Origin of the sequence: Bifidobacterium sp. CP2, assembly GCF_018555635.1 — a bacterium.
Lineage (GTDB): Bacteria > Actinomycetota > Actinomycetes > Actinomycetales > Bifidobacteriaceae > Bifidobacterium > Bifidobacterium saguinibicoloris.
In genome coordinates this window covers 107376-130376 of sequence record NZ_JAFEJX010000004.1, presented here as the reverse complement: position 1 = coordinate 130376, position 23001 = coordinate 107376, and the positions used below count along the sequence as shown (strand labels likewise).

At 64.0% G+C, this 23001-nt stretch carries 22 protein-coding genes and 2 pseudogenes; 20 read left to right on the top strand and 4 right to left on the bottom strand.

What is annotated here, in order from left to right; all coding sequences use genetic code 11:
- Positions 1-90 precede the first annotated feature (90 nt).
- Positions 91-882: an aminotransferase class V-fold PLP-dependent enzyme gene (locus JS531_RS04485; protein WP_240542029.1), complete on the bottom strand. Its 792-nt coding sequence runs from the start codon at positions 880-882 to the stop codon at positions 91-93.
- Between JS531_RS04485 and JS531_RS04480 the strand changes: the two are divergent.
- A pseudogene (locus JS531_RS04480) lies at positions 860-1018 on the top strand (VOC family protein); the annotation flags it as partial. The gene JS531_RS04485 and the pseudogene JS531_RS04480 sit on opposite strands and share 23 nt — an antisense overlap.
- Here the strand turns inward: JS531_RS04480 and JS531_RS04475 are convergent.
- Positions 999-1295 carry a hypothetical protein gene (locus tag JS531_RS04475; protein WP_214313285.1) on the bottom strand — a complete coding sequence of 99 codons (297 nt, stop codon included), beginning with the start codon at positions 1293-1295 and terminating at the stop codon, positions 999-1001. The pseudogene JS531_RS04480 and the gene JS531_RS04475 sit on opposite strands and share 20 nt — an antisense overlap.
- Before the next feature lie 359 nt (positions 1296-1654).
- On the opposite strand from JS531_RS04475, the pseudogene JS531_RS10995 reads away from it, so the two are divergent.
- From JS531_RS10995 to JS531_RS04465, 3 genes and pseudogenes are all read left to right on the top strand, one after another.
- A pseudogene (locus JS531_RS10995) lies at positions 1655-2038 on the top strand (VOC family protein); the annotation flags it as partial.
- A gap of 573 nt (positions 2039-2611) precedes the next feature.
- Positions 2612-5080, top strand: coding sequence for a DEAD/DEAH box helicase family protein (locus JS531_RS10990; protein ID WP_346427759.1), 2469 nt, complete (start codon positions 2612-2614; stop codon positions 5078-5080).
- Positions 5081-5174: 94 nt separating this feature from the next.
- The gene (locus JS531_RS04465; protein WP_214313281.1) at positions 5175-5789 is read left to right on the top strand and encodes an NAD(P)H-dependent oxidoreductase; all 615 of its coding nucleotides are present in this window, start codon (positions 5175-5177) and stop codon (positions 5787-5789) included.
- A gap of 202 nt (positions 5790-5991) precedes the next feature.
- On the opposite strand, the gene JS531_RS04460 is transcribed toward JS531_RS04465, so the two are convergent.
- Together JS531_RS04460 and JS531_RS04455 are read right to left on the bottom strand one after the other, a co-directional pair.
- Positions 5992-7689 carry a HAMP domain-containing sensor histidine kinase gene (locus tag JS531_RS04460; RefSeq protein ID WP_240542028.1) on the bottom strand — a complete coding sequence of 566 codons (1698 nt, stop codon included), beginning with the start codon at positions 7687-7689 and terminating at the stop codon, positions 5992-5994.
- Positions 7686-8357, bottom strand: coding sequence for a response regulator transcription factor (locus tag JS531_RS04455; protein ID WP_214313279.1), 672 nt, complete (start codon positions 8355-8357; stop codon positions 7686-7688). The genes JS531_RS04460 and JS531_RS04455 overlap by 4 nt, the downstream gene beginning before the upstream one ends.
- Positions 8358-8539: 182 nt before the next feature.
- Between JS531_RS04455 and JS531_RS04450 the strand changes: the two genes are divergently transcribed.
- The 16 genes from JS531_RS04450 to JS531_RS04375 all read left to right on the top strand — a co-directional run bounded on the left by JS531_RS04450 (position 8540) and on the right by JS531_RS04375 (position 22903).
- Positions 8540-9334 carry a hypothetical protein gene (locus JS531_RS04450; RefSeq protein WP_214313277.1) on the top strand — a complete coding sequence of 265 codons (795 nt, stop codon included), beginning with the start codon at positions 8540-8542 and terminating at the stop codon, positions 9332-9334.
- Between the two features lie 99 nt (positions 9335-9433).
- Positions 9434-10237, top strand: coding sequence for a hypothetical protein (locus JS531_RS04445; protein WP_214313275.1), 804 nt, complete (start codon positions 9434-9436; stop codon positions 10235-10237).
- Between the two features lie 58 nt (positions 10238-10295).
- Positions 10296-11423 (top strand): peptidoglycan-binding protein, encoded by a 1128-nt coding sequence (locus tag JS531_RS04440; protein ID WP_214313273.1) that lies wholly within the window; start codon positions 10296-10298, stop codon positions 11421-11423.
- A gap of 26 nt (positions 11424-11449) precedes the next feature.
- Positions 11450-12202 (top strand): ABC transporter ATP-binding protein, encoded by a 753-nt coding sequence (locus JS531_RS04435; protein WP_214313565.1) that lies wholly within the window; start codon positions 11450-11452, stop codon positions 12200-12202.
- Positions 12199-13473, top strand: coding sequence for an ABC transporter permease (locus JS531_RS04430; RefSeq protein WP_214313265.1), 1275 nt, complete (start codon positions 12199-12201; stop codon positions 13471-13473). The genes JS531_RS04435 and JS531_RS04430 overlap by 4 nt, the downstream gene beginning before the upstream one ends.
- A 183-nt stretch (positions 13474-13656) precedes the next feature.
- A complete protein-coding gene (locus tag JS531_RS04425) occupies positions 13657-15744 on the top strand; it encodes a bifunctional indole-3-glycerol phosphate synthase/tryptophan synthase subunit beta (RefSeq protein ID WP_214313263.1) in 2088 nt (695 codons plus the stop codon).
- A 24-nt stretch (positions 15745-15768) separates the two neighbouring features.
- A complete protein-coding gene (trpA, locus tag JS531_RS04420) occupies positions 15769-16650 on the top strand; it encodes a tryptophan synthase subunit alpha (protein ID WP_214313261.1) in 882 nt (293 codons plus the stop codon).
- Positions 16651-16716: 66 nt separating this feature from the next.
- Positions 16717-17643 carry a prolipoprotein diacylglyceryl transferase gene (lgt, locus tag JS531_RS04415; RefSeq protein WP_214313259.1) on the top strand — a complete coding sequence of 309 codons (927 nt, stop codon included), beginning with the start codon at positions 16717-16719 and terminating at the stop codon, positions 17641-17643.
- Between the two features lie 64 nt (positions 17644-17707).
- Positions 17708-18376: a ribulose-phosphate 3-epimerase gene (gene rpe / locus JS531_RS04410; protein WP_214313257.1), complete on the top strand. Its 669-nt coding sequence runs from the start codon at positions 17708-17710 to the stop codon at positions 18374-18376.
- 57 nt (positions 18377-18433) lie between these two features.
- A complete protein-coding gene (locus tag JS531_RS04405) occupies positions 18434-18697 on the top strand; it encodes a phosphoribosyl-ATP diphosphatase (protein WP_214313255.1) in 264 nt (87 codons plus the stop codon).
- 90 nt (positions 18698-18787) lie between these two features.
- Positions 18788-19639 (top strand): ATP phosphoribosyltransferase, encoded by an 852-nt coding sequence (gene hisG, locus JS531_RS04400; protein ID WP_214313253.1) that lies wholly within the window; start codon positions 18788-18790, stop codon positions 19637-19639.
- Positions 19640-19652: 13 nt separating this feature from the next.
- Positions 19653-20276 (top strand): CDP-alcohol phosphatidyltransferase family protein, encoded by a 624-nt coding sequence (locus JS531_RS04395; RefSeq protein WP_214313251.1) that lies wholly within the window; start codon positions 19653-19655, stop codon positions 20274-20276.
- Positions 20273-21262 (top strand): DUF881 domain-containing protein, encoded by a 990-nt coding sequence (locus JS531_RS04390; RefSeq protein ID WP_214313249.1) that lies wholly within the window; start codon positions 20273-20275, stop codon positions 21260-21262. The genes JS531_RS04395 and JS531_RS04390 overlap by 4 nt, the downstream gene beginning before the upstream one ends.
- A complete protein-coding gene (locus JS531_RS04385; protein WP_214313247.1) occupies positions 21263-21595 on the top strand; it encodes a small basic family protein in 333 nt (110 codons plus the stop codon).
- Positions 21596-21598: 3 nt separating this feature from the next.
- Positions 21599-22447 carry a DUF881 domain-containing protein gene (locus tag JS531_RS04380; protein WP_214313245.1) on the top strand — a complete coding sequence of 283 codons (849 nt, stop codon included), beginning with the start codon at positions 21599-21601 and terminating at the stop codon, positions 22445-22447.
- Between the two features lie 18 nt (positions 22448-22465).
- Positions 22466-22903, top strand: a complete 438-nt coding sequence (locus JS531_RS04375; protein WP_214313243.1) for an FHA domain-containing protein — start codon at positions 22466-22468, stop codon at positions 22901-22903.
- Positions 22904-23001: the final 98 nt, after the last annotated feature.

Sequence of the window (23001 nt, the reverse complement as noted above, 5' to 3'; positions counted from 1 at the left end):
AACGATCCGCGTTGCGGATGGTCGGCGTCACTCTACCCATGCAGCCATCCGATGATGCGCGGCACGCAACGCTCGGCGAAACGGTCCACGTCATCGGCCGTGACATACGCATGCGCGGTCAGACGCAGGTAGAGTCCGCCGCCGAACTCGGTGACCGAGACCTCGGCACCCAGCTCGTTGAGGATACGTGAACGGAATTCGGCGCACAACGCGGCGAGTTCCGTCGTCGCGTACCCCATGACCGAAGAGAGGCAGACGCACCAGACGCATGGCGGGGGAGGGGAGTCGGACCGGAGACGAACAGTCCTCTCTGGAGATCTCGCTCGCCGATTGCGCCACATGCCGTTCGGCGTAGTCGGCGAGCGCCGTCATGTACGAACGCACCGCATCCCATCCCCATAGCCGGTCGATCTCATGCCAGGCGTCGGGTGCGGCGATCGGACCGCACAGGTCCTGCGTGCCCTGCTCGTCGAAGCGTTCCGGGAACGGACGGCCGTATCCCCACGAATCGATGAGCGGCCACAGGTCCTGTCCGTCCCGGCCTCCGGCGGGCGGCAGGACCAGCAGGGCGGTGCCGCGCGGCGCGCATGGGAACTTGTGGAAATTACCGATCCACCAATCCGATTCGAGTCCGCCGATCGGGTCGGCGAGTTGGCCCGGGGCGTGCGCGCCGTCGATGAGGATGCGGATGCCGCGCCTGTGCGCCTCGGCCGCGATGCGGTGCGCGGGGAACAGCATCGCCGTGGCGGAGGTGATCTGGTCGAGCACGATGAACGAGGTGCGGTCCGTCATCGCGGCGGTCACGACGTCGACGACCGTATCCCCGTCCGCGTCGATCAGCACGTGGATGGTTCTCAGGGTCGCGCCGTCGCGACGTGCCATGCGGGCGGCGATCGCCGCGGGCGGACGCGACAATGGGGCGCCCGGTCCACGCCCCTATCATCCCGGGTATTATTCCGCGTTCGTGCTCGACCCGGACGGCAACGACATCGAAGCCGTCACCGGTCGGACCGACTGATCCGGCCGGATCGGCGCAGACCGTCGGTGAAGTCCAGAGCCCAACGCTCCGCCTCATCAAGCTTCCGGAACGAACGATGGTGGACCATGGCGCCTCCGACGATCAACGCCCCGATAGAGGTCTCCTTCTCCGCAGGGAGCATGCCCTCCGGCACGGTGACGGCGACATCGTAATCCAGATGGGGCGTCAATCGGGTGATACGGACGCGCACGCCCTCCGGAACGCCCTGCGCGCGCGAATCATGGTCGAAGGTCGAATCGATGGTGATGAACTCCATATGACATCTCTTTCCTGTTGAATGATCCTGCCGAACAACGAACGATCGACTCCGGCGGCCGTCCTTCCCCCGGCGTCGGAGCACGGCATCGCCATCGCGCATGTGCCATGCGATGGGAAACCGAAAGGACATATCGCATGATGCGGATTCGGCCGGTGAATGCAATCCAATCAATTGTGCCGGTATCCGTGGTTCGGATGATTCCTGATGCTTCAAGCGGCTGCCGTAGCCGCGGCCTACAATCCAGTAATGGTACACTCCCGAGACCACGGAAGTCAACCACCGTCCACGCCGGACCCGGTGCGGCCAAGGAATCGGCGTCCGACACGGCGCGTCCGACACGGCGCGACAATGGAGACATGCTCGACCACTTGACGCTTAAGGTACGCGACATCGACCGCAGCATCGCCTTTTACATGCGGGCGCTCGCCCCGCTCGACTACATCGTCAAAGCTCATCACGAGCCCACGCTCGGATTCGGCGTCGACGACGGTACTCCGCACTCCGATTTCTACCTGTCGCCCGCCGACGAACCAGATACGGCGCGGCAGCCGCGTCCAGTCACCCATATCGCGTTTCTCGCGCAGGACAAAGCCGCCGTGTGCGCCTTCTACACGAGTGCACTCGCCGCCGGAGGCCGTGACAACGGGGCGCCCGGGCCGCGCCCCTATCATCCCGGATACTATTCCGCGTTCGTGCTCGACCCGGACGGCAACAACATCGAAGCCGTCACCGACTGGTCCGGCTGGTACGGGCGCCTGAACCCACAGGAACATGAGAATCCGGAAGACAGAGGCCTGGATTCGAAAAGCACACCCATCTCCGACACGGTGAAGGTCACGGAACCCGATTGCGGTGGCGACGGCCCTGTCACGGCCCACAGTCAATCCGAGCGGAAGATCAGGCTGTTCCGTTCCTTGTTCCGTGGGCGCGATGACGTGTACGCGCATGGATTCATATCCAAGAAGACCGGCAAAACCGGATATGCGCCGGCGGCATGGAACGAATGGACCACCTTGGCGGACGGCAAACGTGTTCCCACGTCGCCGGGACAGAGACGATACAAACCCTTGACCGACCGGGTGCTGCTCGACCATTTCACCAAACGGGACGACCGACTCGTTAATGTCGTCGGGCTCTACCCTCTGTCCCAAGAATCGAAGGTCTGGTTCCTCGCCATCGATTTCGATGACGACGGCTGGCAGGATGAAATCAAGGCGGTCCGAGACGTTTGCGAACGGCACGGCATAATACCGTCAATAGAACGTTCACGGTCCGGGAACGGTGGACATTTGTGGTTGTTTCTCGCCGAGCAGATGGATGCGGCGCAAGTACGTCGCATGGGAGATGCTTTGCTGAACGAAGCGTCCGATCTGACCCACATCGAGTTTCGATCCTACGACCGCATGTTCCCCAATCAGGATGTTCTGCCTGCAGGAGGATTCGGCAACCTAATCGCGCTCCCACTGCAGCGCATGGCGCGAGACAACGGCAACAGCATATTCGTCGACAAACGATTTGTGCCATACCAGGATCAGTGGGCATATCTCTCCTCAATCAAACGCATCACGCCAGAACGGGTACACGCCATCGCTGCCCTAACGAAAGCAGTGAGCGATACACCGGGGAGTCCCTCCGTTTCCAAGGATTCTCCATCCCAGTCCTCTGACATGCCGGCGAAGAATGATTGTCAGCCGTCGAAAACCGGGGTGCATTCCCTGTCCGCAACGGATATGCCGCGAACCGTCACCGTCATCGAACGGGGTATGCTCTCCGTTCCCAAAGACGGCATGACTGCAGCCGCGCTTAATGCTATACGCCGCCTTGCCGCGTTCTCCAACCCTGACTTCTACCGGGCCCAAGCCATGCGACAGCCCATCTACAACAAACCGCGTATCATCTATCGTGGCGAGGAGACCGACAAAGCCATTCTTCTGCCAAGAGGGTGCAAGGAATCCCTGGACTCGCTGTTGGACCGCATCGGAACCACCGCGGATTATCGCAACGAGCGCAACCCGGGCAAGCGGATTCAAGTGGAATTCGCGGGAACGCTTCACGAACGTCAAAACGCCGCGGCGCAGAACCTGCTGGCACATGATGACGGCATTCTCATCGCTCCGACGGGGTTCGGCAAAACCGTGATCGCGGCGTACCTCATCGCCGAGCGAAAAACTAATACGCTGATTGTCCTGAGATCCTCCGCACTGCTCGAACAATGGAGGGAACGGCTCGGACAGTTCCTCGACATCACTGCTACATTGCCTCCCCTATTGACCGCAACCGGACGAGTCAGCCGGAGGAAACGACACGTAATCGGGCAGATAGGAGCCGGACGCAACGAACCAAGCGGCATCATCGACATCGCATTGGCGCAATCACTGTTTGACAAAGGTGACGTCCCCGGAGACAAGCATGTCAAGGACCTTATCGGACATTACGGCATGATTATCTTCGACGAATGCCATCATGTCGCCTCCGTCGACACCGAAGCGATCGCCCGCGCATCCGACGCCAAATACGTCTACGGTTTCACCGGGACCCTAAAACGGGACGACGGCATGCATCCCATCGTCACCATGCGATGCGGCCCAGTCCGCGACACCGTCGACGTCAACGAACACATGGAGACGCAGCGATTCTCCAGACGATACATACCGCGATTCACCTCAGTCAACCTTGACCTCATCGAGCCATACACCTATCACGATTATCTTCAAGCCGCGTGTGAAGACAAGAGCCGCAACGACATGATTGTCGATGACACCATGACGGTCATCAACGGGAATGGAACTCCGCTGTTACTCACCAAACGCATCGAACACGCGAAAACACTCGCCAATGCCCTCCGGGAACGGGGTTGCGACCACGTGATTCTCCTCTACGGTGCCGAAGCGAAGAAGACCCGATTCAGTAAACTCGAACAACTCAAGCATATTCCCGTGGAGGAACGCCTCGCCATCGTGGCGATAGGAAGCTACATCGGCGAAGGATTCGACTGCAAACGGCTCGATACGCTCATGCTCGCAGCGCCGGTATCCGTCGAAACGGCGGTTATCCAGTACCTCGGACGATTGCACCGAGACAACGACGGGAAACGGGAGGTGCGTGTCTACGATTACATCGACGTCACCATTCCCATGGCCTCCAGCATGTACCGCAAACGCCTGAAGACATACGCGGCGCAGGGTTACACGCCGATGATGCCGGTCGGCAACGCCGATCCGATACGACAGGCCAAGATGAAAGCCCTGCTGGCACGCGAAAGCGCTGTCGCCGAAGATGTTGCACCGATTGAACACCGTGAAGAAGATGAGCCCATTCCTCTAATCAATGCGGATGAATTCCATACAGTGTTCCGTAACGACATCATGCGATGCCGACGGCGGATAATCATATGCGCCGGATACCTTACACGTCATGCCATCGATCAATTGAGCGACGTGATTCTCGAAACAGCCGGCAGGGGAGTGACGATCGCCGTCAACGTACGTGTCTCACCCAACGCGACAGAAGCGTCACGCACACGGACGGCGCACAACATGGATAGGCTTCGCGCATTGGGGTGCACGGTGCAAGCCATGGAAGCTTGCAACGAGTTCGCCGTATTCGACGATGAACTCATCTGGTTCGGCAGCATTGATTTATTGGGAACGTCCAGACCTGACGACTGCTCGCTAAGATTCACCGATGTGAAAATCGCGGGGATGCTCATCGCGAGCACCGGCAGGAACGAAGGAAACAATCGGACGCAGGGAGGCGATCCAGACATAATCCATCAACCATGAACATGGATGGCCAATGAAACGGGTTCGAGTTCAGTATCAGGAATCGAATCCACGGATGCGTGCATTCCGTCCGGCACGGCGCGACAATGGAGACATGAGCACAGACAACGCACGCACAGCACTGGTCATCACCTCCAACCCCGAACACGACAGCCTCACCAACGCCGTCGGCAAGGCGTTCGCCGGCGGATTCCGCGAACAAGGAGGCGCAGCCGACGTCCTCGACCTGTACGAGGCCGGCTTCGATCCCGTCTATACATCCACCGACCGCGCCCACTACTTGGGACTCGGACCGCTGCCCAAGGACGTCGCCTCCATCCAGGACCGACTCGCCCAAGCCGACGTCATCGTCCTCACGTTCCCCGTCTACTGGTACACGATGCCCGCCATGGTCAAGGGCCTGTTCGACCGCGTCATCTGCCGCGGCTTCGCCTACCACGCCGATGGCACGCCCGGCGCGCTCGCCGGCAAGACGGTGCGCGTGATCTTGCTGACCGGCGGCACCGAGGCTTGGTATGAGTCCGATGGCATCGGTGAGGCGCTCGACAACCAGATCCGCCGCCAGACGTTCATGAAGTACTGCGGCGTGGAGGACGTTGAGCTCGTCTACGTCGACGGCTTGTCCATGGGCGATGACGACCCGGCCAAGCGCGAGGCCGCCGCCCGCCATCTCGACCGCATCAGGGAACTGGGCGCCTCGCTCGCCTGAGCCAAGAATTCCGAATCGCATGATGCCATGGCGGACAGCCCGTTCCGTCATGGCATCGTCCTTATCAGGGGTGCTTTTCGTCCCCTGCGGACTTCCAACTCGTCTATGAGGGGTGCCCGGTCCGGAAAAGCGGAGATGAGAACGGCGTTATCTCGGTATTCAGAGGCGTCGATACCCGTGATCGTCGATACGCTTGTACCCCTCACACCGTGGTTGGATGTCGGAGACCGGTGGAATGTACCCCTGATAGCGCGGATAATCCATCCACCGTGGCTGTGAAGACAGTCCGGCATCCTTCTGACGTACGGGACGACAGACGCAGGTGCGCGCCCATCGCGTCGCAGGCCGCATCGGCGATGGAAAGCCCCAACCCCACTCCGGAGACGGCGCTGATGCGGGAGTTCACGCCACGGTGGAACGGCTGGACGAGTTCGTCCAGGTCGTCGGGCAGCTGTTCGTCGGTGGTGTTTCCGACCGTCAGGCGTATGCGATCGTCCCCGTGCATGGGGGAGTCGTCGTCCCGTGCGATCGTCACCGTGATCGATCCTCCGTCAGCCGTGTTGTGCACGACGGCGTTGCGGATGAGGTTGCCGACGGCAAGCCGCAGCAGCGCCGGATTCGCTTTGACGACGACCGGGGGAAGGCCGGTGGCTTCCGGTACCGGCCCGACGGTTGCGTCGTCATTCGCCGTGACGGCGTCGTTCACGTCGAACGCGACCACGATGTTCCGTGCGTCGGTTTCCCCATCGACGTCCGCCAGTGCGTCCCTCACGCAGGCGGCGAGATCCGTCGACCCCATGCCGGTGCGATTCGCCGCGTCTCTCGCACCGTCGCCGAGCTTGCCGTAGGCGCCGCTTTGGATGCGTGAGAGGGTCAGGAGCGCGCCGACCAGTTCGGCGCCGCGCCGGTTGGCGGCGAGGGCCCGGCGTACGGACGGCTCCACGTCCGCGGGGAAGCGTCCCTGTGCGAGCGGCGCGTCGAGGTTCGTCTCGACGGCGGCGATGGGCGTGCGCAGTTCGTGCGACGCGTTGGACACGAACCGTCGTTCCGCCTCGGAGGCGGCTTGGATGCGGTCGAGCATGCCGTTGATGGAGTCGCCGAGTCTGGTGACTTCGTCGTCGCGCCTGTCCCGTTTCGACGGCTTCCGCCGTCTGTTCCACCAGCGGCGGCGTTTCACCGTCCGGCCTCCCGTCACGTCGATGCGCGTGCCGAGGTCGGACGGGTCGAGCGCGGCGGTCTGGTCGCTGATGGATTGCAGGCGTTTGGACATGCGCGAGGTGACGGTCCAGATGACGAGGATGCTGGTCGCTCCGAAGAACACGAAGATGATGGCGGCGCTGATGCGCAGCCCGTTGGCGACGGTGTCCTGGTTCCATACGGAGATGCCGTATGGCGTGGTGATGGTGAACGATCCGTCGCCGCCCCAGTCGACGCGGTAGGATTTCCCGTCGGTCCGGCCGCTGACGCTGCCGCTTCCCTCATGCCTGCCGTTGCCGCCGCTCATGCTGCCGAGAAGATCCGGCGTGTTCGCGCCCGCATGTGCTTCGAGCCAGGTTCCGGGATCGGGGTCCACGCTCCATCCCTGTGAGGACATGTAGTCGCCGTCGGATGATGACGGTCCGTTCGCGTCCGGCTCCTTCCCATCCTGTCCGTTCTCGTAGGTGATGGTCATCGCGTAGGAGAACATGCCGTTGACGACGAGCGTCTGCACGAGGGTGGCGGAGCCGAGCGCGATGAGGAACACGAGGCTGATGGCGAGCGTGAGCTTCGCGCGGAACGTTCTGGGACGGATTTTGTCGGACGTCCGTGCGAACCATGCGATGACGCGCCGCCACGCGCGGCGTGGGGGACGGTCCGCCACGCGTGCCGTGACGTCGTCCGTGTCGTTCCCGTCGGTCATGCGAGTCGGTATCCTTCCCCTCGGGTGGAGATGATCAGGTCGCGCCCGCCGAGTTTGCGCCGCAGCGAGTACATGGTGGTCTTGATCGCGTCGGAGGGGTCTCCCAGGCCGTCGCCGTCCCACACGTTCCGGTAGAGTTCGTCGACGCCGACGTAGCCTCCGTCGGCGCGCATGAGTTCCAGCAGCACGCCGTACTCCTTGGGGGTGAGTTTGACGAGCGTGCGCCCGTGGTCGCGGAATACGAGCCGGCGCGTCGAGTCGAGGGTGAGGTCGCCGCGCGTCAGTACCGCCTGGGTGGCGGCGCCCTTGCCGGCGCGGCGCTGCAGGGCGCGAATGCGGGCGAGCAGCTCAGGGTAGGCGAACGGTTTGGTCAGGTAGTCGTCGGCGCCGAGGTCGAGTCCGCTGACCCGGTCGCTCACCTCGGCGGCCGCGGTGAGCATGATGACGGCGACGGGGATCCTGTTCGCGGCGATTGTGGCCATGACCGCGTCGCCGGAGAGGACCGGCAGGTCGCGGTCGAGCAGGACGATGTCGACGTCCGTGTCGGCGAGCGCCTGCAGCGCCTCGACGCCGGTGGAGGCCACGTCGGTCGTGTACCCCTCGTACCTGAGGGCGTCGTCCAATGCGGCGGCCAGCTCACGGTCGTCCTCGACGATCAGGATGCGCATGTCGTGCCTCTTTCCCGTGTCCTCTCCCCGTTCCGATGATACCTGCCTATCCTCCGACCGGTCCGGTAATGCGAAGGTAACGGATTCCGCCACCGTCACGCCACCGTCCCGGAGATGTCATGGATTCAGGATGTTCCCGCCGTCCGTGACCGACGGCGGGCACGTACGGGAGAGAGCTTGTTATGGAAGCGAATCGTATGATTGCGGGCGTGGCCGCATGCCTGATGGTGCCGGGACTGCTGGGCGGCTGTTCGGCGCCGTTCACGCATGATGCCCGATCGTCGGCCGGTTCCACGTCGGATGGCGCCATGCAGGCGGGTGCGGACGAGGCCAGGGAGACATACCCCGCGTCCACACTCACCAAACAGTTCGCCGCATGCCTCGTCGCCGAAGGCTTCGACGCACGCATCACAGGGGAGCGCAACAACCAGGTGGCCCTGCTGGAGATCGATGCGGCCGGCAACCCGGTGCAGCCGAAGGTCACCGTCGGGGATGACGGCGTGACCAACCGGGATTGGACCGGAGACCCGAACCTGTATCCGAACATCACGTCGTCCGGCGTCAATTCGAACACCGTCACCGGGGATGATTTCCCGTACATCATCGCGCAGAACTCCGGACAGTTGGCCGGTTCACCATACGCCTTCAAACAAGCCGACTATGCGGCATGCGAAGCCCGGTATTCGTCCTTCTCGCAAGGCGTGACGACATACACGGCCGACGACGCCGACGCGAGCGCCGAGGACAAGGCCGCCGTGCTGGAATTCGCGCGCGACGCCCGCGCCAAAGGCTTTGACTGGGTCGCCGACCCCGTCGGCGACGAACCCCTGCACATCGTCATCCCCAACACCGTGCCGGAATCCGACGTGCGCCGCTTCTTCGAGGAATGCCCCACCGACGACGTTCCCGTCATCTTCAGCTGGATCGGCGACTACCCATACGACATCAACGCGGTCCAGCAGTCGACGGTCCGATGACCAGGTAAGACGAAGGTAATGCGGAATCCCACCGACACGTGACGGGCCGCACGGTTGGATGGAAACATACGAAACCCGGCAATCGACAAGGAGCCGATCATGACCACCACATCCCGATTCGGCAACGGACGCCGAACCCTGGCCGCCATCGCATCCGGCCTGTGCATCATGGCGCTCGTCGCCTGCTCCGCACCGTTCACCCGGAATGGCGCGAATGATGCGACGGACGGGAGCACGGCCGGCGGCGCCTCGATGACGCGCGTCGACGAGACGGCGCGCAAGTTCGCCGCATGCCTGACGTCCAAAGGCATCGAAGCGCAGACGACCATCGCACCCGGAGTCAAACCGAACGACACATCCGCCATCAGGAACGCGGTCGAAGTGCGCATGATCGACAAGACCGGCCAGCCGATCGCCGCCGACGATTCGGGCATGACCGTCACCGCCGACGACGACACCCAAAAGATGTATGCGAACATCATGTACACGTCGATCGACTACGGCAAGGTCTGGGTCATGTTCAAGGACTCCACCGCGCTCACCGGCTCGCCCTACGAGTCGAAACGACAGGCCTGGGCGGACTGCGAAACCGCCAACCCGTCCTTCGCGCAGCCCGCGCAAACCACCGACCCGGGCGACGCCTTCTCCGAAGAGGACAAGCAGGCCGCGCTGCGATACGCGAAGGACGCGCGCGCCAAAGGATTCGACTGGGTGGCCGATCCGCTCGGCGACGAGCCCACGACGATTATCATCCCCGCGACGGTCAGCGAAGCGGACTTCCGCCGCCTCCTCAAGGAATGTCCGACCGGCGACCTGCCCGTCACCTTCGGATTCGAAGGAACGCCGGAGGAATACGGCTACGACTACACGAAGGTGATGGACGAGGCATACGGCGTCAACTAGACGACCTGCCGCACGGATCACGACCCGGGCGGATGAATCGGACGAAGGAGGAAGCGACATGGCACGCAGACAGACGCGATTGGGCGACACGGCCCGCAGGATCATCATGACGATCGTCGCAATCGCCGTCATCACCGCATTGGCGGCCGCATGCATGATCGCAAAACCATGGACGCTCATCGGCGACGAGGCCGCGACCGGACGATCGGCGTCGACGAAACAGGTGGACGTCACCACACTGCGCACCCAACCGGTCGTCAAAGGCGTGCTCAACGCCGAGACAAGGCTCGGCGGCGCACTCCAATACGACGACGCCTCCGACTTCCAACCCGCCACCGGCATCATCACCCAACTGCCCACGCCCGGAACGGAAATCAACACGGGCCAGCAGGTGTACGAGATGGATGGCATGCCAGTGCCGCTCTTCCACGGTGCACGGCCGTTCTGGCGCACCTTGCAGACGGACGTGCCCGACGGACCGGACGTGACCCAACTGGAGGAGAACCTCCAGGAGCTCGGATACTTCCACGCCGCACCCGACAACCATTTCGACTGGCGTACCCGCGAGGCCGTACGCCAATGGCAGGCCAAGTCGCTGGGATTGAAGGGCGACCAGATCACCGGCGCATTCGATCCCGGCGCAGTGGCACTCGTCCCCACAGCACCGATCCGCATCAAAACCGTCACCGCCAAACTGGGAGAGAGGGACGTCAGCCCCGGCAGCTACACCGGCACCGCCCTGCACGTCGAGGCCACGCTGACCGCCACGCAAGCGGCCACGTTCAAAGCCGGCGACAAGGTGCAGGTCATCATGCCGAACAACACGACCATCGACACCACGCTCGCCGCCGTCGACCAAGGAGGACAGTCCACCGGCAAGGACGGACAGGTCACCTCGCCCTCGGCACGCGTCGATTTCCCCGACCAAACGCAGGTGGCGAGCTTCGGCGCCACCTCCATACAACTCGTCATCCCGAACAACACGGACGAAACCGCCGCCGCCGAATCGCTCATCGTGCCGGCGACCGCGATCATCGCCTCCGCCGGCAACACCTATGCGGTCGAAGTGGTCCGCGGCGACCAACTCAAACGCATCCCCGTCGAAATCGGACTCGTCGCGAACGCCCAAGTGCAATTGACGAAAGCCGACGGACTCAAGGAAGGCGACAAGGTGGTGGTGTCATGACGGACACGGAACAGACGGACCCCACCATGCCGGAACCGGCGACGCAACCGGCACGGACACCCCTCCTGGCATTGGACCACGCAACGAAAAGCTACCCGGGACGCGACGGCGGTCCGTTGGAGATCCTGCACGAGACCTCACTTGCCATCGACCGCGGCGAACGCATCGCAATCGTCGGCCCATCCGGTTCCGGCAAATCGACGCTCCTCTCCCTGCTCGGCACACTCGACATGCCCTCCACCGGCGCACTGCGCTACGACGGCGAAGACGTGGGCGCGATGGGCGAACGCCGACGCAGCATGCTGCGGGCCGCACGCATCGGCTTCGTCTTCCAACAGTTCCATCTCATCGCAACCGTATCCGCATTGGAGAACGTGATGACGGGACTCCAATACACGGCGACGCCCCGGCATTCCCGCAACAACCTCGCCACAGAGGCGCTGGAACGCGTAGGACTCGAGGAACGGCTGCACCACAGGCCGACGCATCTCTCCGGAGGCGAACAACAGCGCGTGGCCATCGCCCGGGCGCTCGCCAAGAATCCGGACATCATCTTCGCCGATGAGCCGACCGGCGCGCTCGACACCGCAACCGGCCACGCGATCATCGACCTGCTGCTCGATGCGGCGGACGATGGCGCAAGCCTCGTGATCGTCACGCACGACCCGGCCATCGCGGCAAGGTTCCCGCGGCGACTGCACATCCAGGACGGCGTCGTGACGGACCTGACGGCGGCCATGGACACGATGGAACCGGCCGAAGGGAGGGAACGGCCATGAGCAAAGGCGACACAATGAACCCGGACGGATCCCGCGTCGAGACGCGGCACGGAGCCAAGGCCGGAACGAGCGCCCGCAGGTCGATGGGTACACGCATCGCCGACCTCCTGCACACGGCGTGGGTCGGAGCCACCGGCCGCAGATCACGTACGGTGCTCGCGGCGCTGGGTATCACGCTCGGCGTCGCCGCGTATGTGGCGCTATCGGGCATCGCGGCATCGAACCAGGCGGCACTGCTCACACGACTCGACGCGCTCGGCGCCAACCTCCAGGTGGTCACTCCCGGCCAGGACGCCTCCCGACAGCCGATACCGCTGCCGGAATACGCACCGAAGACCCTCGCACGGCAACCACAGGTCGAACGGGTCGGCGTCTTCGGCACCGCACCGGAGCACGTGAAGATCTTCAAGAACGAGTTCGTGCCCGGCTCCAACGGCAACGCATTGGCGCTGTCGGTCATGAGACCGGGCGCGCTCGCCGCCGTCGGAGCCTCCTTCGCTCAGGGCCATGGCATCGACGCGGCCAACGAGGACCTTCCCGTCACGGTACTTGGATCCGAGGCCGCCTATCGGCTCGGCGTGACCGGCGTCGGCGACCGCATCCTCATCGACGACGCATGGTATGGCGTCATCGGCATCCTCGATCCGTTACCGCAGGCGCAGGGCTTCGACTCGTCCGCGATCATCGGCTTGTGGTATGCGAAGACGCATTATCCCGATCAGGCGGCGAGCATCGGACGGATCAGCGCCATCTACGTGCGCACGAAGCCCGGCGACGCGGAATCGCTGCGGCGTCTGCTCGCCCATGCGGCGAACCTCACCGGATCGGGAGTGTCGGTCAACGCATCCGCCGACCTGTCCGAGGCGCGCAATACCACCGACGGCTCGCTGACCATGCTGGGGCTCATGATCGGCGTGATTGCATTGGCCGTGGGAGGCATGAGCATCGCCAACATGATGATCGTCACCGTGATGGAACGTCGCGGAGAAATAGGCCTGCGGCGCGCGCTCGGCGCCACGCCCGGAGCCATCCGCATGCAGTTCGTCACCGAGGCGGCCATGCTCTCCGCATTCGGAGGATTCGCCGGCGTCATGATCGGGGCCGGGGCGGCCGCAGGCGTCGCCATGTGGGCCCGTCAGCCGTTTGCGCTGGATTGGGAGTCGCTGCCGCTGGCCTGGTGCGCGGCCGTGCTCGTCGGCGTCCTCGCCGGCATCCACCCGGCCTCACGCGCCGCACGGCTCACGCCCACGGAGGCGCTGCGCGGCGAATGAGCGCAGACGTCGCATGGCCGACGACACGGAATCCCGGATGTGCGCGGGACGTCATCGGCGTGCGGCGTGGCGCATGTGGGAATGGCGTGACATGTGCCCGGAACGTGGGACGACGCGGACGGTTCCGCGCGGACGTGGCCTATGGTGGCGCATGGTCAGACTTCAAGAACCAAGGGGAGGACCATGTCGGTACTGGACGAATTGGTGGCGGGCGCACTGGAGGACCAGCAGGCCCGCGAGCAGGTCACGTCGTTGGAGGAGATCAGGAAGGCCGCGCTGGCGGCACCGGCCCCGATCGACGCGGTCCGATGGCTCAAGCGCGCCGACGGCATCCCCGTGATCGCCGAGATCAAGCGCGCCTCCCCGTCCAAAGGCCATCTGAGCGACATCCCGGATCCGGCCGCGCTGGCCCGCGAATACGAGAAGGGCGGTGCGAGCGCGATTTCCGTGCTCACCGAAGGCCGCCGGTTCCTCGGATCCCTCGACGACCTCGACAAGGTCCGCGCCGCCGTGCACATCCCGGTGCTGCGCAAGGACTTCATCGTCACCGACTACCAGATCCTCGAGGCGCGCGCCCACGGTGCCGACCTGGTGCTGCTCATCGTCGCCGCGCTGGACGACGCGAAGCTGAAGCACCTGCTCGACCTCGCGCATGAGCTGAGGATGACGGTGCTCGTCGAGACGCATACGCGTGAGGAGATCGAGCGTGCGATTGCCGTCGGCGCGAAGGTCATCGGCATCAACGCCCGCAACCTGAAGAACCTGAAGGTGGACGTCAACAAGTACGACGAGCTCGCGGCGAACCTGCCGGACGATGTCGTCAAGGTGGCGGAATCCGGCGTCTTCGGCGCGGTCGAGGTCGAGGACTACGGACGTGCCGGCGCGGACGCCGTGCTGGTCGGCGAGGGTGTCGCCACCGCCGACGACCATGAACTTGCAGTGGAACGACTAGTGAAGGCAGGAGCAAGAGTGAAAGCATCCGAAACCACCCCGTTGAGCGAACACCACGGACCGTACTGGGGGCAGTTCGGCGGACGCTACGTGCCCGAGGCGCTGATCACCGCGCTTGACGAGCTCGAACGCGTCTACGACGAGGCCAAGGCCGACCCCGAGTTCCACAAGGAGTTCATGACGCTGCAGCAGCGCTACGTGGGCCGCCCGAGCCCGCTGACCGAAGCGCCGCGTTTCTCCAAACTGGTCTCCGAGAAGACCGGTCTTGATGCGAGGATCTTCCTCAAGCGCGAGGACCTCAACCACACCGGCGCCCACAAGATCAACAACGCGCTCGGCCAGGCCCTGCTCGTCAAGCGTATGGGCAAGACCCGTGTGATCGCCGAGACCGGCGCCGGCCAGCACGGCGTCGCCACCGCCACCGTGTGCGCGATGCTGGGCCTGAAGTGCCGCATCTACATGGGTCAGATCGACGCCCGCCGCCAGGCCCTCAACGTGGCCCGCATGCGCATGCTCGGCGCCGAGGTCGTCGAGGTCACGCTGGGCGACCGCATCCTCAAGGACGCCATCAACGAGGCGCTGCGCGACTGGGTCACCAACGTCAAGGACACCCACTATCTGCTCGGCACCGTCGCGGGCCCGCATCCGTTCCCGGAGATGGTGCGTGACTTCCAGAAGATCATCGGCGAGGAGGCCAAGCAGCAGCTCAAGGACTGGTATGGCATCGACCATCCGGACGCGATCTGCGCCTGCGTGGGCGGCGGTTCCAACGCCATCGGCGTGATGAACGCGTTCCTCGACGACGAACGCGTGAACCTGTACGGCTACGAGGCCGGCGGCAAGGGGCCGGAGACCGGACACCACGCCGTCCGCTTCGCCCCCGGCACCGGCCAGCTCGGCATGTTCCAAGGCGCCAAGAGCTACCTGCTGGAGACCGATGAGGGCCAGACGCTCGACACCTACTCGATCTCCGCCGGCCTCGACTACGCGTCCGTCGGCCCCGAACACGCGTGGCTCAAGGACATCGGCCGCGTCAACTATTCGTGGGCCACCGACGAGGAGGCCATGAACGCCTTCCGCGACCTGAGCCAGACCGAGGGCATCATCCCCGCCATCGAGAGCTCGCACGCGGTCGCCGGTGCGTACAAGGCCGCCGCGGATCTCAAGGCCAAGGGCTACGACAAGGCCGTGATGATCGTCAACATCTCCGGTCGAGGCGACAAGGACATGGCCACCGCCGGCAAGTGGTTCGGATACCTGACCGACGATCAGGCCAAGGCGCTCGAAGTCACCGGCGCCCACGGCAACACCGTCGCCTGAGAGGGAAGAGGAGAAACGAATATCATGACGAACACCGAAACCACACCGACCACGCCGTCCGGACAGCCGCTTGGCATCAGCCACAAGCCCAGCCGCACCGAGGCCATGTTCGACAAGTTCAAGGTCGAGAACAAGCCCGCCTTCATCGGATACCTGCCCTACGGCTTCCCTGATCCGGACACCTCGCTCGACGCGTTCAGAACGATGGTCGAGCACGGCGTCGACGCCGTCGAGATCGGTCTGCCGTACTCCGATCCGGTGATGGACGGCCCTGTCATCCAGGCGGCGTCCTCCATCGCCCTCAACAACGGCGAGACCATCAGGCGCGTCTTCGAGGCCGTCGAGACCGTAGCCAACGCCGGCGGCGTGCCGCTGGTCATGAGCTACTGGAACCTCATCTACCATTACGGCGTCGAGCGTTTCGCCACCGACTTCGAGAACGCCGGCGGTGCGGGCCTCATCACCCCGGACCTCATCCCGGACGAGGCAGGGGAGTGGATCGAGGCCTCCGACCGCCACGGACTCGACCGCATCTTCCTGGTCTCCCCGGATTCGGCAGACGAGCGTCTCGCGACCGTCGCGAGGAACGCCCGCGGCTTCGTGTACGCGGCCGCCCGCATGGGCGTCACCGGCGAACGCGCGAGCCTCGACGCCTCCCCGGAGGTGCTCGTCGAACGCACCCGCAAGGCCGGAGCCAGGAACGTGTGCGTCGGCATCGGCGTGTCCACCGCGGAGCAGGGCGCGAAGGTCGGCTCCTACGCGGACGGTGTGATCGTCGGCTCCGCGCTCGTACACACGCTGCTCGCCGATGACAACCGGACCGCACGCGACAAGGCCGAAGGCCTGAAGCTGCTCGCCGCCAAGAGCGAGGAGCTCGCCGCGGGCATCCACGGGGCGCGCGCCTGACGGCGCCATCGTCCCGGCCGTGTCCAAGAGAGACGGCCGGGACGGCCTTCCGCATAGGATGAAGATATGAATCTCGCATATATCCCCTCACCATCGTTCTCCAAATTCCAGATCGGCCCCGTCACCATCCGCATGTACGCGGTCTGCATCCTCATCGGCGTCTGCTTCGCCGTCTGGATCCTCACCCGCAGATGGAGGCGCGTGGGAGGGACCTTCGACCAGGTGCTCGACACCACGCTCGTCGCCGTGCCGTGCGGACTGGTCGGCGCCCGACTGTACCATGTGCTCACCACGCCGGACATGTACTTCCCTCCGAACGGCGACCCCGCCGACATCGTCAAGGTCTGGGAGGGCGGCATGGCCATCTTCGGCGGCATCGGCGTGGGAGCGCTGGCCGCGTTCCTCTGGTGCCGCCACCGCCGTTATCCGTTCGCGCTGCTCGCCGACTGCCTGGCGCCGGGTCTGCTCGTAGCGCAGGCCATCGGACGACTCGGCAACTGGTTCAACCAGGAGTTGTACGGCTGGCCCACCACCCTTCCGTGGGGGCTTAAGCTCAACGGATCCTCGGACGCCATCGGCAGCACCGAGGTCTGCTATCAAGGTGCCGCATGCCCCACCGGCACGCTGTTCCACCCCACGTTCCTGTACGAGATGATCTGGAACCTCATCGGCGCCGCGCTCATCGTATGGGCCGGACACAAGCTCGCCGACCGCCTCAAGGCCGGCCAGCAGTTCGCCATGTACATGATGTGGTACGGGCTGGGCCGCAGCTGGATTGAGAACGTCCGCATCAACTACTCCAGCGTGATTCTGGGCGTCCGCACCAACGTGTGGACCGCCATCCTCGTGTTCATCGCAGGTTGCATCCTGTTCGTGACGCTCCACCGCGTCGGGCAGGATACGGCGTCCCTGGCCGAACGGCTCTCCGCCGTCACAGCAGACGAACTCGAACGTCAGCATCTCGAAGAGGAACGCCGGAGGAACAACGGCTGAACGGCGCATCGCCGCGACGCCCGGACCTCCCCATAGTCCCAATTCACCATTAAGGTAGGAAACCATGAAGAAGATTGAAATCGCCCCCAGCATCCTGTCCGCCGACTTCTGCAACCTCGAGCGCGACCTCAAGGCCATCGCCAACGCCGACCTCGTCCACGTCGACGTGATGGATCATCACTTCGTGCCGAACCTGACGCTCGGCGAGCCCATCGTCAAGCGCATCTGCGAAGTCACCGACCTGCCGGTCGACGTGCACCTCATGATCGAGGACCCGGACCGTTGGGCCCCGGAGTACGCCCGTCTCGGCGCCTCCTCCGTGTCCTTCCACATGGGCGCCACCCACGCGCCGGTCCGTCTCGCCCGCCAGCTGCGCGACATGGGCTGCAAGGCCTGCTTCGCCGTGCGCCCCGTCGAACCGGTCGAGCCGATCTTCGACATCCTCGACGAGTTCGACATGATTCTCATCATGACCGTGGAGCCCGGCTTCGGCGGCCAGAAGTTCCTCGACAACCAGATGTCCAAGGTCCGCCGTCTACGTGACGAGATCACCCGTCGCGGCCTCGACACCAAGATCCAGGTGGACGGCGGCGTGAGCCCGAAGACCGCGCACATCGTGGCCGAGGCCGGAGCCGACGTGCTCGTGGCCGGCTCCGCCGTGTACGGCGCGGACGACCGTGCGGCCGCCATCGATTCCATCCGTGAGAAGGCCGCCGCGGCGTATCGCGACTGACCCGTCGCCACGGCAGACAACCATCATCGAACCAAAGAAAGCATCATCCGCAGAATCATGAAGACGTTTGAATCGCTGTTCGCCGAACTGAGCGAGAAGGCCAAGTCCCGTCCGGAAGGATCCCTGACCGTCGAGGAGCTCGACAAGGGCACCCACTTCATCGGCAAGAAGATCGTCGAGGAGGCTTCCGAGACATGGATCGCCGCCGAATACGAGGGTGCGGACCGCACCGCCGAGGAGATGAGCCAGCTGCTCTACCACGTGCAGGTCATGATGATCAAGCACGGTCTCACGCTCGAGGACGTCTACAAGCACCTGTGAGGGGATGGGTGGTGCGATGCACGGGCATGCGTCCACGCATCGCACCACCCATCATTATGCGGATCTTCGCAAACAACTAAGGGGAAAACCATGCTGAGAATCGCCGTGCCCAACAAGGGCATGCTGTCAGAGCCCGCCTGGAACATGCTGTCCGAGGCCGGGTACCGTCTGCGCACCAACTCGCGCCAGCTTGTCGTGGAGGACCCCGACAACGGCATCGAGCTGTTCTATCTGCGCCCGCTGGACATCGCCGTATACGTCGGACGCGGCACCATCGACTGCGGCATCACCGGCGAGGATCTGCTGAAGAACTCCGGCACCGAGGCCCTCGAGCATATGCCGCTCGGCTTCGGAGCCTCGACGTTCCGCTTCGCCGCGCCGAACGAATCCTCCTTCAGCAAGCTGGAGGACATCGACGGCAAGCGCGTCGCCACTTCGTTCGACAAGCTGGTCCACGACTATCTGACCGACCACGGCATCAACGCCGAAACCATCCACCTGGACGGTGCGGTCGAATCCTCGGTGCAGCTCGGCGTGGCCGACCTCATCGCCGACGTGGTGTCCACCGGCACCACGCTGCGCAATGCGGGCCTGCGCATCTTCGCCGATCCGATCATGCATTCCGAGGCGTGCCTGATCCGTTCCCCGAGGCTCGATCCGAAGGACGAACGGCTCACCGTGCTGAGCCGACGTCTCGAGGGTGTGCTCACCGCGCAGCGCTATGTGCTCATGGACTATGACATCCCTGTCTCCAAGGTGGCCGCCGCCGTCGATGCGGCGCCCGGATTCGAAAGCCCCACCATCTCGCCGCTGCATGACAAGCAGTGGAACGCGGTGCGCGTCATGGTGCCGAAGGCTCAGGTCAACCAGATCATGGACAAACTGTACGAGGTGGGAGCACGCGGCATTATCGTCACCGCGCTGCAGGCCTCCCGCATGTAGACTGAACCGAAGCATGACCACCGCACACGATAGCAACTCCAAGTACAGTCCGGAGGCGAGGGACATCTATCTGACGGTCCCCAACCTCATCAGTCTGCTGCGCATCATCTCCATACCGTTCATCGCATGGCTGATGGCTCAGCACCGGATGGTCCCCGCGCTCATCGTGCTCGCCATCTCCTCTGCATCGGACGGAGTGGACGGCATCCTCGCCAGAAAACTCAACCAGGTCAGCAAGATCGGCCAGATTCTCGACCCTCTGGCCGATCGGCTGCTCATCTTCTGCTCGATTCTCGCTCTCGGCGTCGCAGGCATCATCCCCTGGTGGATGCTGATCGTGGTCGGGCTGCGTGACCTCGTAATGGCCGTGCAGGTGCTATGGCTGGCGCAATACGGTTACGGGCCGCTGCCGGTGCATTTCATCGGCAAAACGGGTACAGCCCTGCTGCTGATGGCCATCGTGGGACTGACCGTCGCCGATCTGGGGGACGGCTCACTGTTCCACTTGCTGCATCTCGCCGCCGTCGCAGCCAGCATATGGGGCGTGGCCATGTATTGGCTTGCGGGATACATCTACTTCCGCCAGGGCATCACCGTGCTGCGGCAGGAGTTCCATCCCATCAAGGACCGGCGATGAGTCCATTCGAGCCGTCGCCGGCGTCATATCCGTCAAGCGTAGGCGGGACCGCCTCCCGCCGGCGCAGGGCCGCGTTCTCCCGGTCATACCGCGGGCTGTTGTCCCAACACGCCGGGAGTCCGGATTCCTCCTCCATGACGAGCGAGCGTGAGCGTCGCACCCGCATCAGGCAGGATGATTCGCTTCGGCTCATCGACGATCTGACGAACCGTCCGATGGATCCCATATATCTTGATGCGAACCTCGGCACGCATCGGCAGTCCTCGTTGTCCAGATGGCTGACCCGCATCATCTGCTTCGTCGTGTGCATAGGCGTCGGCTTCCTCGGCTGCCTGTTCGTCCAGCAGCTGCATACCGATCCGAGACGTCAGGTCCGTGAGAGCCTGGCTTCGGAACTCGAGACATCGCAGGCCAACGTATCCACGCTCACCGATCAGGTGAGCAAGCTGCGCGGAAGCATCGAACGCCAATCGAAACGTCTCGACGTCACCGAATCAAGCGAGACCGTGCTCAACGACGAAATGGCCAGCGGCCAGGTCGCGGTGAAGGGGGTGGGAATCGTCCTCACCGTCGCCAATCCTCTGGCCGCCGCCAATGACGGATCCACCGGCTCCCTGCCGCGCGAGACCGCCGGAGACCACATGCGCGTCGTCACCGACCTCGACCTTCAGCAGCTCGTCTCCCTGCTGTGGCAGGCCGGGGCCGAAGCCATAGCGGTGAACGGACACCGTCTCGGCGTGCAGACCTCGATCCGCACCGCGGGAGGCACCATCCTCATCGGTCTGGATGCAACGGAAAGCCCCTACAGAATCGAAGCGATCGGCAACAGGGCGAGACTTGCGGCGTCCGTCGGGGAACGACGGCTCGGCAGTCTTTACGATGCCTACAAAGACGCGGGCATCACATTACAGGTCAGACAATCGAAGGAGCTTACACTGGAGGCGGCCGTGATCGGCGATCTCAACTATGCGAGGAAGGCGGAATAGATGGCGGCAGTGCTGGGTCTGATCATCGGTGTGGTGGTCGGCATATTCGTCCAACCTGATATCCCCATCTGGGTGCAGCCGTATCTGCCGATCATGGTGGTGGCGGCGCTCGACGCATTGCTCGGCGCGGCGCGTGCCTATTTCGAGCGGCGGTTCTCGGATCGCGTCTTCATCATCTCCTTCTTCGCCAACGTGGTCACCGCCACGTTGCTCGTCCTGCTCGGCAACCAGCTCGGCGTGGGGTCCCAGCTGCAGACCGCGGTCATCGTCGTGCTCGGCATCCGCATCTTCTCGAACGTGTCGGCCATCCGCCGATTCATCTTCCGAGGCTGACCCATGGAACGAAGGCAGCACGGCAGGCATGACCAGGCGACGGGCGGCAACACCGTCCAGCGCATGAGGGAACGCGCCGAAACGGACGAACGCAACGACCGCATGGAGACGGGGTCGTTCCCCAAGGTGTCCAAACGCAGGGAAGGCAAGCGGGATCTCAACGGCAACGGTCTACGCGCGCGGCTGATGTCCTCCGTCCTCGTCGCGGCCATGTGTGCGCTGCTTGGCTTCGGCTACATGACGCAGATCAACAACACGCAGTCGACCTACGAGACGATGAGCGAGGACGAACTCGTCCGCCTCATCAACGAGACCAGCACACAGGCACAGAACCTCGAACAGCGCAAGAACGAGCTGTCCAGCCAGCTGACCAGCCTCAAAGCGGCAGCGGACAAGCGCGAACAAGCGGAGAAGATCGCCAAGCAGAACGAGCAGACCAGCGGCATCATCTCCGGACGTCTGCCGGCCCAAGGACAGGGCGTGGTCATCACCATCACCAAAGGCAGCAAGCAGGACATCGATGCGGCCACCCTGTTCACCCTCATCGAGGAGCTGCGCAACGCCGGCGCCGAAGTGATCTCCATCGGCAACGTGCGTGTCGTCACCTCCACGTCCATCGTCGAGCAGGACGGCGCTCTGGTGTGCGACGGCGTCACGCTCGACACCCCATACGTCGTGCGCGCCATCGGCAAGCCCGACGACCTGCAGAACGCGGTGAACATCGCAGGCGGCATCGGCTCCAGGCTGAAGGTCATGTATGGCTCACGCGTGACCGTCACCCAGTCCGACGACGTCGTCATCAAAGCCGTACGAGGCTCGACCACATACCAATACGCGAAGACCGTCGAATAGACGGTAGAATGAGGAGTTATGACTGAACCGATTCCAAGCGCGGGCGAAACGACCATCATCGGCCTGCCCGCCATCACCATTCCCGTAACCGCCACCGGAGACCGTCCGCTGACCACGGAGGACCTCGACACCATCGCGCGCCTTTCGGAAGGCACGGCGTTGCTCATCTCCACCAGAGGGGCTGTGAGCGGCTCCCGGTATCTGCTCGACGAGGACGAGGTGACCGTGGGACGAGACCCGCGCGCCGACATCCTGCTCGACGACTCCACCGTATCCCGCTCCCACGCCGTCTTCCGCAGGAACGGGGGAGTGTTCACCGTCGTCGACGCAGGGTCGCTCAACGGCACCTACGTGAACCGTCAGCGTGTGGACCAGGCAACGTTGAAGAACGGTGATGAGATCATGATCGGCAAATTCCGACTCGTGTTCTTCACCAAGTCGGCCGTGATCGCCTGAATCGACGGGACCGATGGAGGAAGGCCCGCGTATGGACATGACGAGGCGTCAAAGCTTGGTCCCGAATCCGTACGCGGGCCTGCGCATATCCATGCCGG

What these genes read in the sequence shown, in the direction of transcription:
- JS531_RS04430 (WP_214313265.1), top strand. Translation starts at nt 12,199, where the DNA reads ATGAGCAAAGGCGACACAATGAACCCGGACGGATCCCGCGTCGAGACG.
- JS531_RS04440 (WP_214313273.1), top strand. Translation starts at nt 10,296, where the DNA reads ATGGCACGCAGACAGACGCGATTGGGCGACACGGCCCGCAGGATCATC.
- JS531_RS04395 (WP_214313251.1), top strand. Translation starts at nt 19,653, where the DNA reads ATGACCACCGCACACGATAGCAACTCCAAGTACAGTCCGGAGGCGAGG.
- JS531_RS04435 (WP_214313565.1), top strand. Translation starts at nt 11,450, where the DNA reads ATGCCGGAACCGGCGACGCAACCGGCACGGACACCCCTCCTGGCATTG.
- JS531_RS04445 (WP_214313275.1), top strand. Translation starts at nt 9,434, where the DNA reads ATGACCACCACATCCCGATTCGGCAACGGACGCCGAACCCTGGCCGCC.
- rpe (WP_214313257.1), top strand. Translation starts at nt 17,708, where the DNA reads ATGAAGAAGATTGAAATCGCCCCCAGCATCCTGTCCGCCGACTTCTGC.
- JS531_RS04450 (WP_214313277.1), top strand. Translation starts at nt 8,540, where the DNA reads ATGGAAGCGAATCGTATGATTGCGGGCGTGGCCGCATGCCTGATGGTG.
- JS531_RS04460 (WP_240542028.1), bottom strand. Translation starts at nt 7,689, where the DNA reads ATGACCGACGGGAACGACACGGACGACGTCACGGCACGCGTGGCGGAC.
- lgt (WP_214313259.1), top strand. Translation starts at nt 16,717, where the DNA reads ATGAATCTCGCATATATCCCCTCACCATCGTTCTCCAAATTCCAGATC.
- JS531_RS04405 (WP_214313255.1), top strand. Translation starts at nt 18,434, where the DNA reads ATGAAGACGTTTGAATCGCTGTTCGCCGAACTGAGCGAGAAGGCCAAG.
- JS531_RS04375 (WP_214313243.1), top strand. Translation starts at nt 22,466, where the DNA reads ATGACTGAACCGATTCCAAGCGCGGGCGAAACGACCATCATCGGCCTG.
- JS531_RS04380 (WP_214313245.1), top strand. Translation starts at nt 21,599, where the DNA reads ATGGAACGAAGGCAGCACGGCAGGCATGACCAGGCGACGGGCGGCAAC.
- JS531_RS04385 (WP_214313247.1), top strand. Translation starts at nt 21,263, where the DNA reads ATGGCGGCAGTGCTGGGTCTGATCATCGGTGTGGTGGTCGGCATATTC.
- JS531_RS04455 (WP_214313279.1), bottom strand. Translation starts at nt 8,357, where the DNA reads ATGCGCATCCTGATCGTCGAGGACGACCGTGAGCTGGCCGCCGCATTG.
- JS531_RS04475 (WP_214313285.1), bottom strand. Translation starts at nt 1,295, where the DNA reads ATGGAGTTCATCACCATCGATTCGACCTTCGACCATGATTCGCGCGCG.
- JS531_RS04465 (WP_214313281.1), top strand. Translation starts at nt 5,175, where the DNA reads ATGAGCACAGACAACGCACGCACAGCACTGGTCATCACCTCCAACCCC.
- JS531_RS04485 (WP_240542029.1), bottom strand. Translation starts at nt 882, where the DNA reads ATGGCACGTCGCGACGGCGCGACCCTGAGAACCATCCACGTGCTGATC.
- JS531_RS04425 (WP_214313263.1), top strand. Translation starts at nt 13,657, where the DNA reads ATGTCGGTACTGGACGAATTGGTGGCGGGCGCACTGGAGGACCAGCAG.
- JS531_RS04390 (WP_214313249.1), top strand. Translation starts at nt 20,273, where the DNA reads ATGAGTCCATTCGAGCCGTCGCCGGCGTCATATCCGTCAAGCGTAGGC.
- hisG (WP_214313253.1), top strand. Translation starts at nt 18,788, where the DNA reads ATGCTGAGAATCGCCGTGCCCAACAAGGGCATGCTGTCAGAGCCCGCC.
- JS531_RS10990 (WP_346427759.1), top strand. Translation starts at nt 2,612, where the DNA reads ATGGATGCGGCGCAAGTACGTCGCATGGGAGATGCTTTGCTGAACGAA.
- trpA (WP_214313261.1), top strand. Translation starts at nt 15,769, where the DNA reads ATGACGAACACCGAAACCACACCGACCACGCCGTCCGGACAGCCGCTT.